The 1039-nt window shown below is 35.7% G+C and carries 2 protein-coding genes; both read right to left on the bottom strand.

Translation table 11 applies throughout. The features are described from left to right. Positions 1 to 221: 221 nt before the first annotated feature. Positions 222 to 365 (bottom strand): hypothetical protein, encoded by a 144-nt coding sequence (locus tag FTV34_RS17695; RefSeq protein WP_180070939.1) that lies wholly within the window; start codon positions 363 to 365, stop codon positions 222 to 224. Positions 366 to 386: 21 nt separating this feature from the next. Next, positions 387 to 962, bottom strand: coding sequence for a plasmid replication DNA-binding protein (locus FTV34_RS17700; RefSeq protein ID WP_180070940.1), 576 nt, complete (start codon positions 960 to 962; stop codon positions 387 to 389). Between the last annotated feature and the right edge of the window lie 77 nt (positions 963 to 1039).

Consider the following 1039-nt stretch of genomic DNA (forward strand, 5'->3'; position numbering starts at 1 on the left):
ACATTGGATCAATAATCTCTAAAGGAATTAGAATTTAATTTTTCTAAAATTAACATAATACGCCTTATGCGAAATGCAATGCATAACTTGATTTAAATCAGTGGTTTGTAATCCATAAAAAAGTCCAGTTTGAACAAACTTGGCTTTTTTATGGATTATTCACACAATATGCCTGTTTTTATACTCCATCTTGATTTTCATTGGTAAACTTTACTGAATAATTATCTGTTTTGCTCTTGGGCTTTTTCACGTTGTTCTCGCTCCTTTTTAAAGGCTCGTTGATCTGAAATACTAGCCATGATCATGATCGGAATGCCAATTAGCAAAAAGGCAACTGCTTGTAGGATCTCTTTCAGTTTTTTCATGCTCAAAACTTTTCTAAGAGTTTAATCCTCATTAAATACGGCATTCAGGACTCGTCCAAATAAGCCACGTTTTTTAGGTTGTGGTATTGCCACATTTTGCAACGTGGCATGCTGTGGCATAGTGTTGTTGCTTATTGTGGCATTTGATTGTGGTATTGCCACATTTTCAGTTATTAAACTATTTATTTCTTTTTTATTATCATTATCTTGAGTGTCTGTCGCATGCTGTTGCATTGTGGTGTCGCATGCCGTGGCATTTGATTGTGGCATTGCTGTGGCAGGTGCCACACTTTTTAATTCAATGAGTGTCTGCATGCGGTCAATTTGTTGCATCAGACGTTCTTCACGTTCCTGATATTTTTTAACTTCATTTTCTAAATGGGTAATAAGCTTTTGTGTTGCTTGGTCTGTATTTTGTTTGATGAACTCACTTGGTTGAGATGCTGAGTTAGGTTCTCCAAAGCATCGAATAACTTCTGTAAGATCAAATTGACCATCACTGGAGCGTGATAAACGTCCATTACGTATAGCCCTGTAAACAGTTGATCTATCCACATGAAATTTTTTAGATACTTCACTTAGTGATAACTTAGCCATTTACGGTGTCCTTTTTATTTGATGGCATGTATCCCACTTTTTTTAGATATGGGGATAGTTCTTTGATTTTTTCAGGG

The sequence above is a fragment of the Acinetobacter sp. YH16038 genome (genome assembly GCF_013417275.1).
In the GTDB taxonomy this organism is placed as follows: Bacteria; Pseudomonadota; Gammaproteobacteria; order Pseudomonadales; family Moraxellaceae; genus Acinetobacter.